At 66.7% G+C, this 14,489-nt stretch carries 12 protein-coding genes; 6 read left to right on the plus strand and 6 right to left on the minus strand.

From position 1 onward, the window contains the following. The first annotated feature begins 388 nt into the window (after positions 1 to 388). Entirely contained in the window at positions 389 to 1,348 is a 960-nt protein-coding gene (gene miaA / locus J5837_RS10615; protein WP_210536713.1) for a tRNA (adenosine(37)-N6)-dimethylallyltransferase MiaA, read from the plus strand. 118 nt (positions 1,349 to 1,466) lie between these two features. Beyond that, positions 1,467 to 1,733 (plus strand): RNA chaperone Hfq, encoded by a 267-nt coding sequence (hfq, locus tag J5837_RS10620; RefSeq protein ID WP_210536714.1) that lies wholly within the window; start codon positions 1,467 to 1,469, stop codon positions 1,731 to 1,733. Positions 1,734 to 1,838: 105 nt separating this feature from the next. Here the strand turns inward: hfq and J5837_RS10625 are convergent, their stop codons facing one another. Together J5837_RS10625 and J5837_RS10630 are read right to left on the minus strand one after the other, a co-directional pair. Then, positions 1,839 to 2,501, minus strand: a complete 663-nt coding sequence (locus J5837_RS10625) for an exopolysaccharide biosynthesis protein (protein WP_244755861.1) — start codon at positions 2,499 to 2,501, stop codon at positions 1,839 to 1,841. Further along, entirely contained in the window at positions 2,479 to 3,789 is a 1,311-nt protein-coding gene (locus J5837_RS10630; RefSeq protein ID WP_210536715.1) for a hemolysin family protein, read from the minus strand. The genes J5837_RS10625 and J5837_RS10630 overlap by 23 nt, the downstream gene beginning before the upstream one ends. Before the next feature lie 298 nt (positions 3,790 to 4,087). Between J5837_RS10630 and J5837_RS10635 the strand changes: the two genes are divergently transcribed. From J5837_RS10635 to J5837_RS10650, 4 genes are all read left to right on the plus strand, one after another. Beyond that, entirely contained in the window at positions 4,088 to 4,714 is a 627-nt protein-coding gene (locus J5837_RS10635) for a DUF47 domain-containing protein (protein ID WP_210536716.1), read from the plus strand. Positions 4,715 to 4,724: 10 nt separating this feature from the next. Beyond that, complete coding sequence (locus J5837_RS10640; RefSeq protein ID WP_210536717.1) at positions 4,725 to 5,846, plus strand: inorganic phosphate transporter; 1,122 nt, start codon at positions 4,725 to 4,727, stop codon at positions 5,844 to 5,846. A gap of 167 nt (positions 5,847 to 6,013) precedes the next feature. Next, positions 6,014 to 6,349, plus strand: coding sequence for an MGMT family protein (locus J5837_RS10645; protein WP_210536718.1), 336 nt, complete (start codon positions 6,014 to 6,016; stop codon positions 6,347 to 6,349). Between the two features lie 55 nt (positions 6,350 to 6,404). Further along, a complete protein-coding gene (locus J5837_RS10650; protein WP_210536719.1) occupies positions 6,405 to 7,058 on the plus strand; it encodes a rhomboid family intramembrane serine protease in 654 nt (217 codons plus the stop codon). A gap of 145 nt (positions 7,059 to 7,203) precedes the next feature. On the opposite strand, the gene J5837_RS10655 is transcribed toward J5837_RS10650, so the two are convergent. From J5837_RS10655 to J5837_RS10670, 4 genes are all read right to left on the minus strand, one after another. Next, positions 7,204 to 9,234, minus strand: a complete 2,031-nt coding sequence (locus J5837_RS10655; RefSeq protein ID WP_210536720.1) for a M13 family metallopeptidase — start codon at positions 9,232 to 9,234, stop codon at positions 7,204 to 7,206. 261 nt (positions 9,235 to 9,495) lie between these two features. Continuing rightward, positions 9,496 to 11,577, minus strand: coding sequence for a M13 family metallopeptidase (locus J5837_RS10660; RefSeq protein ID WP_210537014.1), 2,082 nt, complete (start codon positions 11,575 to 11,577; stop codon positions 9,496 to 9,498). Between the two features lie 156 nt (positions 11,578 to 11,733). Beyond that, entirely contained in the window at positions 11,734 to 13,134 is a 1,401-nt protein-coding gene (locus J5837_RS10665; RefSeq protein ID WP_210536721.1) for a M16 family metallopeptidase, read from the minus strand. Continuing rightward, positions 13,131 to 14,489, minus strand: a complete 1,359-nt coding sequence (locus J5837_RS10670; protein WP_210536722.1) for a M16 family metallopeptidase — start codon at positions 14,487 to 14,489, stop codon at positions 13,131 to 13,133. The genes J5837_RS10665 and J5837_RS10670 overlap by 4 nt, the downstream gene beginning before the upstream one ends.

Consider the following 14,489-nt stretch of genomic DNA (forward strand, 5'->3'; position numbering starts at 1 on the left):
CGACTGGTCATTTTCTCGCCATATCGGCCGCAGGCCGCACCACGCCTGCGTTTGCGATGCATCTCCACACGACTGTCCCCAATCTTGTCCACAGCGCTTGTGGACAGTTGAAACCGGCTGGTCAAAAAATAGCCAATTCCACGTAACGGCTTGTCGCGGAAGGGCGATCCGGAGTTATCAACAGACTTGCCCCGATGGTTCTCCACAGTGGCTGTGGAAATCGTTGCAACGATTTCTGGTCGTAGGCCGGCGTAACGTCCCCGGCGCGCGCGCGTTTTGTCGTTGCAGCAATGGATCGAAGGACGAGAGGCCCGGCGCTGATCGACAGGCGCAACGGCATGGTCTGAAAAGCAGGTCGGGGGCGTGACCCCGACCTACAATGTCCGGTATGCCCGCCGACCATCGCCCGCTCGCCCTTGCCCTGATGGGCCCGACCGCGTCGGGCAAGTCGGCGCTGGCACTGGAATGGGCGCAGCGCTTGGGCGGGGAAATCGTCAGCGTCGATTCGGCACTGGTCTACCGGGGCCTGGACATCGGTGCGGCCAAACCCAGTGCGGCGGAACAGGCGCTGGTTCCGCACCACCTGATCGATGTGCGCGAACCGTGGCAACCGTATTCGGCCGCGGAATTCGCCGCCGACGCGCGTGCCGCCCTTGAGGGCATCGCCGCGCGAGGCCGGCTGCCGATCCTCGCCGGCGGCACGGGCCTGTACTTCCAGGCGTTGCTGCACGGGTTGTCGCCGATGCCCGAAGCCGATGCCGGTGTGCGTGCGGAGATCGCGGCGCGCGCCGAAGCGCGGGGGTGGCCGGCGCTGCACGCCGAGCTCGCCGAGGTCGACCCCGACGCGGCCCGCAAGATCAAACCCACCGATCCGCAGCGCATCCAGCGCGCGCTGGAGGTGTTCCGGCTCAGCGGCAAGCCGATCAGCCAATGGCAGCGCGAATCCGTGCGCCAGCGCTTTCCGTTCCGCGTGCTGGGCCTGGTGCTGGCGCCGGCCGACCGTGCGGTGCTGCACCAGCGCATCGAGAGGCGCTTCGACGCCATGCTGGCCGAAGGCTTCCTCGACGAAGTGCGCCGTCTGCGCGGCTTGCCGGAACTGTGGTCGCACCCGGCCGTGATCGACCTGCCGGCGATTCGTGCGGTCGGCTACCGGCAGGCCTGGGAACACCTGGATGGCGCGACCGACGCGGCGGAATTCCGCGATCGCGCGATCTTCGCCACGCGCCAGCTGGCCAAGCGCCAGCTGACCTGGCTGCGCGGGGATCTCGGCGCCCGGTGGTTCGATCCGCAAGCAGATCGCGAGGGGTTGGAGCGGGCGCTGGACCTGTTCCTGCGCTCCCGGACCTGAACCACGGCTGGCCAAATCCCCGCAGTTGTGTAACATCCGCGTCCGGGGGGTCGGGGGAAGCCGGACGCCGCCCGCACGATAACAACAACAGCCCGGCGAATGGGCGGGAGCTACGGACATGACCAAGGGGCAATCCCTGCAGGATCCTTTCCTCAACGCGCTGCGCCGCGAACGCGTGCCGGTGTCGGTCTACCTGGTCAACGGCATCAAGCTGCAGGGGACGATCGAATCGTTCGACCAGTTCGTGGTGCTGTTGCGCAATACGGTCAGCCAGATGGTCTACAAGCACGCGATTTCCACCGTGGTGCCGGCGCGCAACGTGCGCATGGGCCCGGGCGGCGGCACGGTGCAGGGCGACGAAGTCGATACGGAAGAAAGCGAGTAACCCGCTACGGGTCTGTGGGAGCGACCTTGGTCGCGAATGCTTCTTCTTGAGCGGCTGCGAGTCCGCAAAAGCATTCGCGACCAAGGTCGCTCCCACGAAAGCGGGTTACGGCCATTTCGCCAGGAGTTCGCCCACCGCCTGGACCAGGTTGCCGGAAAGCAGGCCGAACACCACGATGGTGCCCGCGCCGGCCAGCCAGGCCAGCAGCATCAGCGCGCCGTCCCGCTCCAGCAGGGCGAACACGAACAGCAGCAGCAGCGCACCGAACGCGTAGTTGGTGAACGGTATCGGCAGCGCCAGCAGCAGGCCCAGCACCAGCAGCAACAGGCCGGTGAACGCGCTGGCCAGGCGATGGTCCAGCGCCCATTCCAGGCGCGGGCGGACCAGCCATTCGACCCAGCGCAACGGCCGGGCAAGGATCTTGCCGAAGCGGATGATCGACTTGCGCTGCGGGCCGCGCGCGGCGAGGAAGCGCGGCAGCCACGGCCGACGCAATCCCAGCAGCAGTTGCACGCCGACCAGCATCACCAGCGGGCCGCTGAGCGCACCGGCCACGCCCGGGATCGGGATGAACGACGGCAGCACGGCGATGAACAGCAGCATGCCGAACGCGCTTTGGCGCAGGTCGGCCATCAGCTCGCCCAGGCGCAGGCGCTGTTCGGGGTCGCCGACGCCCAGTGCGTCCAGCACCGTGCGGGTGCTGGCGGAATGCGGGGGCGTTTCTGGCGAACCTGGATCCGGTGGATCAGCCGGCTTGTGCGTCGTCATCTTCTTCCGGCAATTTCTGCAGCAGCAGCTTGTCCACGCGCGCCCCGTCCAGGTCGACCACTTCGATGCGCCAGCCGGCCCAGTCGAAGAATTCGCCGACGTGCGGGATCCGGCCGAAGCGCTCGATCACCATGCCGGCAAGGGTGTTGTAGTCGTCCTCGTCGCCGGGCAGGGCCACGCCGCCGAGCAGTTCGCGCAGATCGTCGTTGGGCAGCGAGCCGTCGACCAGCAGCGAGCCGTCGGCGCGGGTCACCACCAGCGCGTCCTCCTCGGTGTTCTCCGCGGCCTGCAGCCGGCCGACCACCGCGCCCATCAGGTCGCTGAGCGTGACCAGGCCCTGGATTTCGCCGTACTCGTCCACCACCAGCGCCAGCGACTGCTGTTCCTCGCGGAGGATTTCCAGCAGTTTCATCGCATGGGTCGATTCGGCGACGAACAGGGGTTCGCGCAGGTGCTCGAGCAGGCCGCCGTCGTTGTTGCCGCCGATGCGGTCGAGCAGGGTCTTCACTTCCAGCAGGCCGACCACGTCCTGGTCGCTGCCGCGATAGACCGGATAACGCGAATATTGCTCCTCGCGCATGACCGCGAGGTTCTCGGCGTCGCTGGCCGCGGCATCGAGCCAGGCGATGCGGGTGCGCGGGGTCATCAGGCTGTCGGCGGTACGGTCGCCGAGACGGAGCACGCGGTGGACCATGTTGCGTTCATCGTCGTCGATCACGCCCTGCTCATGACTTTCCGTGACCAGCATGCGGATTTCTTCTTCGGTGACCTGCGCCGCGCCTGCGTCCTGTAGGCCCAGTAACCGCATCACCGTGCGTGTGCCGAACGCCAATGCGGCGACGAACGGTTTCGCGATGGTGGCGAAAAAGTCCATCGGATACGCCACCAAGCAGGCGATCTGCTCGGGGCGAAGGGTGCCGATGCGTTTAGGGACCAGTTCGCCGAACAGGCCAAGCGAGAACAAGGTCAGCAGGAAGCCTGCTGCGAATCCGATCTGGCCTGCGTAGGGAGCTAACCACTCGACGCGCACCACCAGCTCGGCGATCTTGTCGCCCATCGATTCGCCGCCGAAATAGCCGATCAGCAGGCTCAGCAGGCTGATCCACAACTGCACTGCGGACAGGAAGCCCTCCGGGTGCTCGGCCAGCATCAGTGCCTTCTGCGCACGGCGGCTCTCCATGGCCAGCTGCTTGAGGCGACTCTTGCGCGAGGTCACTACCGCCATCTCCGACAGGGCGAAGAAAGCGTTGAATAGGATCAGGAAAATGACGATCAGCAGTTCAAGCACGGGGGCGATTCCGGCCGGGGGAGAGGGTCGGAGGGCGTTCGCCACGGGCCGGGGCAGGGCGGTGGCGGGGCAAGTGCGTAGGGTCGTCGTCCATAGGTTGCGCCGTGAGGCGCGGTGGCAGTCTAGCAAACCGCTATGCATACCAGTTGATGGGCGGCTGTCGTGAAATCAAGGCCTTGCGCAGGCGGGCACCCAGCCCGACAGCAGGCCGGGACCGCCGCCGGCTCCCCTTCATGGTCGCTAAACCGTCATAATTCGCCCCCGATTGCCGTCCTTCCCGCGACGGTGGGGTGCCCGCATGTTTTCCCTGCAGACCATCTTCGGCTCCGGCCAACAGTTCTATACCTTGCTCGACGAGGCCGCCGAAGCCGCCCACGACAGCGCCCAGGCGCTGTACGCGATGATGAAGGCGAGCGACCGGCAGCCGGCGCTGGACGCATTCAAGCTGGCCCGCCAGCGCGAGCGCACCGCCTCGGACAAGATCGGCCAGGCGCTGGTCGACAGCTTCATCACCCCGTTCGAGCGCGAGGACATCGAAGCCCTGGGTTCGGCGCTGTACAAGATCCCCAAGCAGATCGAGAAGTTCGCCGACCGCTATTCGCTGGCGGTGACCCACTTGGAGCACATCGACTTCGCGCCGCGCGCGGCGATGCTGGAACAGGCCGCCTCGGTCGTGGTGGAAATGGTCCACGAGCTGCGCAAGATGAACCTGGACCAGATGAGCGCGCTGAACGAGAAATTGCGCGCCATCGAGAACGAGGCCGACCGGCTGATGCTGGAGCTGTACCGCGACATCTATTCCGGCCGCCTCGACAACTTGCAGATGTTCCTGCTGAAGGAGTTCTTCGAGATCCTGGAGAAGGCCATCGACCGCTGCCGCGAGGCAGGCGTGGTGGCGTACCAGATCGTGTTGAAGAACAGCTGAGGAAGCCGCGATGCTGACCCTGGTCATCGTCGTGATCCTCGCGGCGCTCGTGTTCGAGTTCATCAACGGTTTCCACGACACCGCCAACTCCATCGCCACCGTGGTCGCGACCAAGGTGCTGACCCCGGGGCAGGCCATCGTCCTGGCCGCCACCACCAACCTGATCGGCGCGTTCATGGGCACGGCGGTGGCGAAGACCATCTCCTCCGGCCTGATCGACAGCAACGTGGTCAACGTCACCTCGCAGGTGATCATCTGCGCGTTGCTTGGCGCCATCGTCTGGAACCTGATCACCTGGTGGCGCGGCTTGCCGTCGTCGTCCTCGCACGCGTTGATCGGCGGCCTGTGCGGCGCGGCCATGGCCGCTTCGCAGAACAACTGGGCTTCGCTGATCTGGTCGAAGGCCGGCGACGAGGGCTGGACCAGCAACAAGGGCCTGCTGTGGAAGGTCGTGGTGCCGATGGTCACCTCGCCGCTGGCGGGGTTCCTGCTGGGCGTGGCCATCATCACCTTGCTGTACCTGGTGATCGCCAGCCTGTCGAAGGCCGGCGGTCCGCTGGCGCGGATGGTGCGCCCGCGCTGGATCAACGCGTTCTTCAGCAAGGCGCAGCTGGTTTCGGCCGGCTACATGGGCTTCGCCCATGGCCGCCAGGATGCGCAGAAGACCATGGGCATCATCGCCCTGGCGATCTTCGCCGCGCAGTCGTCCGGCGCGTTGAACGACTTGCCGGGCTGGTTGTCGTTCATGCATCCGGACGGCGGCAAGGACGACATCGACACCTGGATCATCGTCGCCTGCGCGTTGGTGATGGCGGCCGGTACCGCTTCGGGCGGCTGGAAGATCATCAAGACCCTCGGCCACAAGATGGTCAAGCTGGATCCGATCGACGGTTTCGCCGCGGAAACCGCTTCGGCGACGATCCTGGTGTCCGCCGCGGCCTTCGGCATGCCGGTTTCGACCACGCACAGCATCTCCACGGCGATCATGGGCGTGGGCTACGCCAAGAACCCGAAGGCGCTGAAGCTGGGCGTGATCGAACGCATCGTGTGGGCGTGGATCCTGACCATCCCGGCCGCGGGCGGCATCGCCTGGTTGCTGTGGCGCGGGTTGAACGCGCTGGGCTGGGCGTAAGTTCTTCCTTCTCCCTCCGGGAGAAGGTGCCCGAAGGGCGGATGAGGGCGGGAACCATCACGTGCAAGGGCTTTGCCAATGCGCTTGTGAGGTCTTTTTCCTCAGCCGCTTGAAGCGGCTTCGATCCCGGACGGAGAAGGAAAAGCACCAGCGGGTATGCTTGCCGCATGTCCGACAAGACCAGCATCGAGCGCATCCTTGCCGCGGTCCGCGCCATTCCGCGTGGGCAGGTGGCCGGTTACGGCGAAGTCGCACGGCGTGCGGGCCTACCCGGTCGCGCGCGGCTGGCGGCGCGGGTGCTCAGCGAGAACGCGGACCCGAAGCTGCCGTGGCACCGTGTGCTGCGTTCCGATGGCCGCATCGCTTTTCCCGAAGGCTCGCGCGGCTACCGCGAGCAGAGCCAGCGCCTGCGCGCCGAAGGCGTGTCCGTGGTGAAGGGCCGCGTGCGGGGCGTGAAGGCCGCGCGCAGCGTCGAGGAGCTGATCTGGGGGCCGGAGGATTGATCCGGCGCCGGCAGTTCCCATTTATCCTGTTCCCGCGATTTCCAGAAGCCCGGCCATGTTCCCACCGCTGACTCCCGCCGTCCGTTCGCTGTTGATCGCCAATGTCGCGGTCTTCCTCCTGCAGAACCTGTTGGGCAATGCGTTCACCGACCAACTGGTGTTGTGGCCGCTGGGCGCGGGCGACGTGGTGCCCAACGGCGGCTTCATGCCCTGGCAGTTGCTGACGGCGGGGTTCGCCCACGCGGGCATCGGGCACCTGTTCTTCAACATGTTCGCGCTGTGGATGTTCGGCTCGTCGCTGGAGATGGTCTGGGGCCGGAAGCGCTTCCTGACCTATTACTTCGTCTGCCTGCTGGGCGCGAACATGCTGCAGTTGTTGGTGTCGACGTGGCTGCTCGCGCAGCAGGTCACGCTGTCCACCGCGCTGGGCGCTTCGGGCGCGGTGTTCGGCCTGCTGCTGGCCTACGGCATGATCTTCCCGAACAATCGGATGATCGTGTTCCCGATCCCGATGGAAATCCGCGCACGCAACCTGGTGATCATCTACGGCGGGCTGGAACTGCTGCTGGCCTACACCGGCTGGCAGCCGGGCGTGGCGCATTTCGTGCACCTTGGCGGCATGCTGTTCGGTTGGCTGCTGATCCGCTACTGGCGCGGGCAGCCGCCGTTCAACAAGCGGCGGCCGCCGGGGCCGAGGATCGTGAGATGAACTGCAAAGGATCTGATTGAGTGGAATGACATCGGCCGTCATTCCAGCGCAAGCTGGAATCCATTCTGCCTTGGGCTTCCGCATGGGAATTCGAGAGCAAGAGCAAAATGAATCCCGGCTTGCGCCGGGACGACGAGCAAGAAACTCAACGCCAGATCTTTACCTGCTCGTCTTCCTTGCGCTGCATCGCATTGCCCGCCTTGCAAGTGAACGCGTCGGCGAAGTCGGGCTGGTTGACCAACGGACCGTTGGCGCGCCACTGGCCCGGCGCGTAAGGCGAGGTGCTGGCGCGCAGGGTGGCATCGGCCGGCGACAGGCTCTGCGCCCACAGGTGCGCCCAGCCTTCATAGAACGCCTTCTGCTGCACGGCGATCGGGCCGGGCTGCATTGCGGAGAACGCGGCGCTGGCCAGTTCCACGCCGGCCAGGTCGGCCATGTTCTCGTCGGCGGTCTGGCGGCCGTTGACCTTCACGTCCTTCAGCATCGGCCAGGCGTAGCCGTCGTATTGCGATGCCAGTTTCGAGGAGATCGACGACCACGCCGAGACGTCGGCCGGTGTCCACCAGTCGCGCAGGTCGCCCTTGGAATCGACCATGCGGCCCTTGTTGTCGAAACCGCGGCTCAGCTCGTGGCCGACCAGCGCGCCGAAGCCGCCGTACTGCGCGGACACGTCGCCCGCGGCGTCGAACACCGGCGCCTGCAGCACCGCGGCGGTGACGATCAGCCGGTTCTGCGCTAGGTCGTAGGCCAGCGCCGGCTGCTGCGGCAGCACGTCCCAGCGGCGGTCGGCATTGCCCTTGCCGATGCGCTTCATTTCTTCGCGGTGGTGCCAGGTCGAAGCGATCAGCAGGTTGCTGCCGAAGCTGTTGCGGCCCATCGGCTGCACGCTGTAGTCGAGGTCGCGGCGCGGCGTGCCGATTTCGATCTTCAGCTTGGCGAGCTTCTTCTTCGCTTCGTCGCGGGTCGCGGGCGCCAACCACGTGTTGCGGTCGAGCGACGCGTCCAGCGCGTCGCGCACGGCCTTGGCGATGGCCTCGGCCTGCGCCTTGTTCGCGGCGGGCAGGTAGCGCGCGGCGTATTCCTTGCCCAGCATCGGGCCGGCGGCGAGGTTGATCGCGTCCAGCACCTGTTGCCAGCGCGGCGATGGCGCGACCTGGCCGCGCAGCACGCGGCCGCGGAATTCGAATTCGGCGTCGCGGAAGGACTTGGCCAGGTACGGCGCCATGGTGTCGCCGACGCGCCAGCGCAGGTAGGCCTTCCACTGGTCGGGCTTCAGCGATTTGACCAATGCGTCGAGCTGCCTGACGTAGGCCGGGTTGGGCAGGGAAATCGTGTCGTCCTTGATGCCCTGCGCCTTGAGGAAGGCGTCCAGCTGCAGGTTGCGGTACTGCTTGCCCAGGTCCTTGGTCGCGACCGGTGCATAGGCGGCGCGGAAATCGCGCAACTGCAGCAGCGGGGTGGACACCTGGGCGAGGCGCGTTTCCAGGTCGATGACCGTGGCCGATTCGGCGTCGAGCTTTTCCTTCGGCGTGCCGGTCAGGGCCAGGATCTGCCTGACGTAGGCACGGTAGCGGCCGAGCAGCTCGCGCGTTTCGGCGTCGGTGCGGGTGTAGTAGGCCGGGTCGGGCAGGCCCAGGCCGCCCTGCATCAGGTAGCCGATGTGGCGTTCCAGGTCGCGCAGGTCGATGTCGGCGTTGAAGTTGAACGCGACCGGGATGCCGACCTGGTGCAGCGCGGCGATGGTCGGGGCGATGTCGCCGGCTTTCTTGATCGCGTTGATGCGGCCGAGCAGGCCGGCGATGGGCTGCGCGCCGTCGGCTTCCACCGCGGCTTCGTCGAGCCCGCTGGCCCAGAAGTTGCCGAGCAGGGTCTGCACCTCGTTCTGCGGTGCATTCATCGCCGCGTCGAGCAGTTCGCGCTGCTGCGTCTGCGCACGCGCGCTGAGTTCGCCCAGCGCGGTGACGGCGGTCTGCTCGGGCAGCGCCACGTGGCCGTCCAGCCACGACTTGTTCGCGTAAGTGTAGAAATCGCCGCAGGCGGTCACCGCGGGAGCCGCCGCTTTCTTGCTCTTGGTGGATTTCTTCTTCGCGGCATCCGCGTCGGCGGCGGCGAAGGCGGCCAGCACGGCCAGGGACAGCAGGGCAAGCTTGAGCGGAGCGGGGCGCGAGTGCGGCATCGACGGTTTCCGGGTCGGACAGTGGCCGGATTCTAGCAGCCGCGTCGTGCAGGGCCCCGCATACGCGGCGATTCACCCTGTGGGAGCGACGTGAGTCGCGAACCCCGTCGCAAGATTTATGGAGAAGCATTCGCGACTTAAAGGCCAAAGCATGCTTTGGCCATTTCCGCAGGGGTGAGGAAAGGAGGCTACAAAAACGAAGGCCCGGTTTCCCGGGCCTTCGTCTGTCGCAAGCGACGAGGATCGCTTGATGGAACGCGTTTACCAGATCACCACCTGCTGGTCGCCACCGCGCACCATCGCGTCGCCCGTCTTGCACTGGAACGCAGCGGCGAACGCCGGCAGGTTGGACGGTGCGCCGATGGCGCGGAAGTTGGCCGGGGCGTGCGGGTCGGTCTTCAGGCGCACGGCCAGGTTTTCCGGGGTGAAGTTGCGGCGCCACACCGTGGCCCAGTTCAGGAAGAAGCGCTGGTCGCGGGTCAGGCCGTCGGTCTTCGGGTCCTGCTTGCCGGCGGTGGCGGCGTTCATCGCGTCGTAGGCCGTGGCCAGGCCGCCGAGGTCGGCGATGTTTTCGCCCAGGGTCAGCGCGCCGCTGACCTGGCCGCCGGCGTCGGTCTTGTAGCCATCGAACTGCTTGACCAGCTTGCCGGTCAGGCCCTTGAAGGCGTCGAAGTCCTTCTGCGTCCACCAGCCCGGATCGGCGATGAAGTTGCCATCGGCGCCGAAGCGGCTGCCCTGGTCGTCGTAGCCGTGGGTCATCTCATGGCCGATCACCGCGCCGATGCCGCCGTAGTTGGTCGCGTCGTCGGCGTTGGGATCGAAGAACGGCGGCTGCAGGATCGCCGCCGGGAACACGATCTCGTTCTGCAGCGGGTTGTAATAGGCGTTGACCGTCTGCGGGCTCATGCCCCACTCGGTCTTGTCGACCGGCTTGCCGATCTTGGACAGGTTCCACTTGTAGTTGAACTCGCTGGCCGCGTGCACGTTGGCGTAGTAGCTGTCGCGGTTGGTGCTCAGGCCGGCCCAGTCGCGCCACTTGTCGGGGTAACCGATCTTGGTGGTGAACGCGGCCTGCTTGGCCAGCGCCTTCTGCTTGGTCTCGTCGCCCATCCACGCCAGCTTTTCGATGCGGGCCTTCAGCGCGGTATTCAGGTTGGCGACCAGCGCCTCCATCTTGGTCTTGGAATCGGCGGAGAACGCGACCTTCACGTACAACTGGCCCAGCGCTTCGCCGGCCTGGCCGTTGATCGTGCCCAGCACGCGCTTCCAGCGCGGCTTGATTTCCTTCTGTCCGTTGAGGGTCTTGCCGTAGAAGGCGAAGTTCTCCTGCACGAACGGCTCGCTGAGGAACGGCGAGGCGCTGTCGACGGCGTGGAAGCGCAGGTAGGCGCGCCACACCGACGGATCGGTGTCGGCCAGCATCTTGTCGACTTCCTTGTGGAATTCGGGCATTGCCAGCGAGAACTTCTCCTGCGGCGCGACGCCCTGCGACTTGAAGAACTCGGTCCACGAGAAGTTCGGGGTCAGCTTGTCGGCGTCGGCCAGCGTCACCGGGTTGTAGTACAGCGAGGTGTCGCGCGACAGCTCCGTGCTGGTCTTGGACACCTTGGCCAGGCGGGTTTCGAAGGCGACCACGTCGGCGGCCTGCTTGGCCGCATCGGCCGCGGCCACGCCGGACAGTTCCAGCACCTTGGCCACGTGGGCCTGATAGGCGGCCAGCTTGTCCTTGTTTTCGGCCTTGGTGTAGTACTCGGGGTCCGGCAGGCCCAGGCCGCCCTGGCTGGCGTAGGCTAGGTTCATGGTCGAATTCTTGAAATCGGCCTCGGCGCCGAAGCCGAACAGGACGTTGTCGCCCTTGGCCGCGCTGCTGCGCAGGTAGCCGACGATGCCGGCGGTGTCCTTCAGCCCGTCGATCGCGGCCAGGTCGGCCTGGATCGGCTTGATGCCTTCGGCGTTGACCTTGGCTTCGTCCATGCCGGTGGCCCACAGGTCGCCGACGATCTTCTCCACGCCGGTCGCGTTCTTGTCGGCGGCGGCCTGTTCGGCCAGCTGCTTCTGCACGGCGTTGGAACGCTCGTCGAGCATCTCGAAGGCGCCCCAGCTGGCGCGATCGCCGGGGATGGCGTTCGCCGCCAGCCACTTGCCGTTGGCATAGCCGTTGAAGTCGGTACAGGCGTTCTTGCTGGTGTCGAGGTCGCTCACCTGGAAGCGGTTGACGCCGGGCAGGCTGGACTCGTCCAGCTTCAGTTCGGTCGCGGCGCTGGCGGTGGTGGCGCCGGCTTCGGCCTTCTCGCCCTTCTGGCAGGCGGTCAGTGCGGTGGCGACGGCGAGGGACAGCAGCAGGACTTGCGGCTTGCGGATGGCATTGCGAAGGATCACGGGCTAACTCCGCCCCGTTGGGGCATGACGGAATGGGGACGCCCCGCGGGGCGGTCGCGCGACTGTACCCGCTGGCGGCGAGGCCAGCGGGTGCCGGAGGTCATGCCGCTCGGGGCGGGTTCAGGGTGCCGGGGCGAAGCGCGGGTCGGACAGCTTCATCTCGGTCAGCGGACCGTAGGTCTTCATCGCGTCGCGGATCTTCGCCGCATCGCCGATGGCCACGATCGCCAGGTCCTTGCCGTCCGGGAACACCGCGCGAGCGGCGGCGACCTGCTCCGGCGTGGCCGCGGCGACCTTGCCGAGGTAGCCGTCGACCGTTTCGCGGCCGTCGCCGTACAAGGCCAGTTCCGAAAGCTGACCCGCCAGCTGCGGTGCGGTTTCCAGCGAAGGCGCGAACTGCCCGGCGATGTACTGCTTGGCCGAGGTCAGCGTGGCGGCATCGAGACCGTCCTTGTGCAGGCGGTCGAGCGTGGCGATGGCCAGGTCGATCGCCTGCTTGGTCGATTCGGTCTTGGTGAAGCTGGTGATCGACACCGCGCCGGGTTCGCGCGGGCGGTCGATGCTCGAACGCGCGCCATAGCTGAGCCCCGACTTGATCCGCAGTTCGGTGTTGATCATCGAGGTGAAGCGGCCACCGAACGCGGTCTGCACCAGGTCCTGCGCGGCTTCGGCGGGGTCGCCGTGCTTGCTGCCGACGTTGGCCAGCGCGAAATAGGTCTGCGTCGCGCCGGGCTTGTCGACCAGCAGCACGCGGCGGCCGCTTTCGCGCGGTTTTGCCACGACCTGCGGCAATGCGCCGCCGGCCTTGGCCCAGCCACCGAATACCTGCTTCACCTGCGCGGTCACCGCGGCCGGATCGAAGTCGCCGGCGATGGCGACGATCAAACGGTCGCCGCCCATCTGCTGCTTGCGGAAATCCTGCAGGTCGGCCAGCGAAATCTTCGCCAGGCTGGTTTCGTCGCCGTCTTCCGCGCGGCCGTAGGGATGGCCGCGGAACAGCCACGCCGCGTTGTAGGTGCCCAGCAACTGGCGGGGGTCGGAATCCTTGGCGCTGGCGATGCCGTCGATGGCGCGCTTGCGCAGCTTGTCGAATTCGACCGGGTCGAGCTTCGGCCGCAACAGCGCATCGCCGAGCAGCGACAGCATCAGGCCGGCGTCCTTGGACAGGAACTGCGCGCTGGCCTCGATGGCTTCCTGCGAACTGCCGAACGAAAGCGTGCCGCCGGCCCCGTCGATCGCTTCGGCGAACTGCAGCGCGTTGCGCTCGCCCGCGCCCTTGGACAAGAGCTCGGCGAGCAGCGACGCTGTTCCCTCCTTGCCCGGCGCGTCGGCCAGCGCGCCGCCGCGCACGCGCACCGACGCGGCGACCAGCGGCACGTCCTTGCGCGGCATCAGCAGCACGGTGGCGCCGTTGTCGAGGGTCAGGGTCTGGTAGTCGGGCAGCCTGATTTCGGCGGCGTTCGCGGAAAGCGCGGCGCAGCCGGCGAGGAGTGCGGCGGAAACGATGCGGAACAGGTTCATTTCGCGGCCTCCTTGTTGCCGGCGATGGGCTTCAAGATGCCGGTGGTGCGGTTCTGCACGCGCAGGATCTTCTTGGCCAGCGCCTGCACGTCGGCGGCGCTGACGGCCGCGTAGGCCGCGGGCGCGTCGAAGGCCTTGCGGTAATCGCCGTTGAACACCTCGTAGGTGCCCAGCACGCGCGCCTTGCCGTTGATCGTGGCCATGTTGCGCCAGAACGCCGCGGACTTCAGGTTGCGCACTTTCTCCAGTTCGGCGGCGCTGACGCCGTCGCGGGCGATCTTCGCCAGTTCGTCGTCGAGCAGGTTTTCGACCTTGGCCAGGTCGCCGCCCGGCGGCAGCGCGGCGTAAACCCATAGCAGGCCGGGATCGAAACCGGCCTCGGCGAACGCACCGGTGTCCACCGCGGCCTGTTCGCGTTCGACCAGGCGCTGGTGCAGGCGCGAGGAATCGCCCTGGGCCAGGATCGCGGTCAGCAGTTCCAGGGTCGGGTACTGCTTGTCGCCGGCGCCCATGCCGGTGTGGAAGGCGTAGGCCAGCAGCGGCGATTGCGCGTCGGCTTTCTCCACGACGAGGCGGCGTTCGCCCTGCTGCTCGGGTTCGACGGTGGTGATCGGCGTCGGTTCCGGCTGCTTGGCCAGCGGCGCGAGGTACTTGTCGGCCAGCGCGAACACCTGCGCCGGTTCGACATCGCCGGCGATCACCAGCACCGCGTTGTTCGGCGCGTAGTAGGTCTTGAAGAAACGCTTGAGGTCGTCGATCTTCCAGTGCTCGATGTCCGACGGCCAGCCGATGGTGGGGAACTGGTACGGGTGCGCGGTGAACGCGGTCGCCTGCATCTGTTCCATCAGCGTGCCGAAGTTGTCGTTGTCGACGCTGGAACGGCGCTCGCTGTAGACCACGCCGCGTTCGCTCTCGACCACCTTGGGGTCGAAGGCGAGGTTGGCCATGCGGTCGCCTTCCAGGTCGAAGATGGTTTCCGTCGCGCTGCTCGGGAACCAGTCGGTGTAGATGGTCAGGTCGTTGCTGGTGCTGGCGTTGTTGCTGCCGCCGGCGGCTTCCATGATGCGGTCGAATTCGCCAGGCGCGCGTTTGCTGGTGCCGTTGAACATCATGTGTTCGAAGTAGTGCGCCAGTCCCGTGATGCCTGGATATTCGTTGCGGCTGCCGATCTTGTAGAAGGTGTAGTAGTTGGCGTTGGGGATGTCGTGGTCGGGCCAGACGATGATCTTCAGGCCGTTGGCCAGGGTCTTGCTGACGATGGCGTCGGCGCCGGGCACGGTGGCGGGCGCCTTGGCCGCGAACGCGGGGCCAGCCGCCAGCAACAACGCGCAGGCGAGAGAAACGATCGGACGCAT

The organism is Pseudoxanthomonas helianthi (assembly GCF_017939625.1).
GTDB lineage: Bacteria > Pseudomonadota > Gammaproteobacteria > Xanthomonadales > Xanthomonadaceae > Pseudoxanthomonas_A > Pseudoxanthomonas_A helianthi.

What these genes read in the sequence shown, in the direction of transcription:
- miaA (WP_210536713.1), top strand. Translation starts at nt 389, where the DNA reads ATGCCCGCCGACCATCGCCCGCTCGCCCTTGCCCTGATGGGCCCGACC.
- hfq (WP_210536714.1), top strand. Translation starts at nt 1,467, where the DNA reads ATGACCAAGGGGCAATCCCTGCAGGATCCTTTCCTCAACGCGCTGCGC.
- J5837_RS10625 (WP_244755861.1), bottom strand. Translation starts at nt 2,501, where the DNA reads ATGACGACGCACAAGCCGGCTGATCCACCGGATCCAGGTTCGCCAGAA.
- J5837_RS10635 (WP_210536716.1), top strand. Translation starts at nt 4,088, where the DNA reads ATGTTTTCCCTGCAGACCATCTTCGGCTCCGGCCAACAGTTCTATACC.
- J5837_RS10640 (WP_210536717.1), top strand. Translation starts at nt 4,725, where the DNA reads ATGCTGACCCTGGTCATCGTCGTGATCCTCGCGGCGCTCGTGTTCGAG.
- J5837_RS10645 (WP_210536718.1), top strand. Translation starts at nt 6,014, where the DNA reads ATGTCCGACAAGACCAGCATCGAGCGCATCCTTGCCGCGGTCCGCGCC.
- J5837_RS10650 (WP_210536719.1), top strand. Translation starts at nt 6,405, where the DNA reads ATGTTCCCACCGCTGACTCCCGCCGTCCGTTCGCTGTTGATCGCCAAT.
- J5837_RS10655 (WP_210536720.1), bottom strand. Translation starts at nt 9,234, where the DNA reads ATGCCGCACTCGCGCCCCGCTCCGCTCAAGCTTGCCCTGCTGTCCCTG.
- J5837_RS10665 (WP_210536721.1), bottom strand. Translation starts at nt 13,134, where the DNA reads ATGAACCTGTTCCGCATCGTTTCCGCCGCACTCCTCGCCGGCTGCGCC.
- J5837_RS10670 (WP_210536722.1), bottom strand. Translation starts at nt 14,489, where the DNA reads ATGCGTCCGATCGTTTCTCTCGCCTGCGCGTTGTTGCTGGCGGCTGGC.